Annotated in this window: 1 protein-coding gene; it reads right to left on the bottom strand. The window is 56.5% G+C overall.

What is annotated here, in order from left to right; translation table 11 throughout:
- Positions 1 to 248, bottom strand: a 248-nt coding sequence (locus ACLJNW_RS27340; protein WP_410961690.1) for a tail fiber protein, incomplete at both ends; no start/stop codon positions are given.

Here is a 248-nt window from a genome sequence, read left to right as displayed (position 1 = left end):
ATTACGCGCTTCTGCCATCGCCGCTTTCACCGCCTTTGGCGTAGCCGCTTTGGTTTCGTCATCGCTGTCAGTGGCGTTACTGAGCTGTGTAAAGCCTTTCTGCGTTAATGTCGCATCCGGGTGATTTGTCGAATGTTCATGCTCGTCCAGCCGGGTATCCACATAGTCGCGCGTCGCCAGCACGATGCTCGGATCGACCGTCAGCGTCACCGCCGTGGTGTTGGAGACTTCCATAATCAGGCGGATAC

The organism is Salmonella sp. SAL4457 (assembly GCF_046548235.1).
Taxonomy (GTDB): Bacteria; Pseudomonadota; Gammaproteobacteria; order Enterobacterales; family Enterobacteriaceae; genus Salmonella; species Salmonella enterica.
This window is presented reverse-complemented; position numbering and strand designations above follow the sequence as displayed.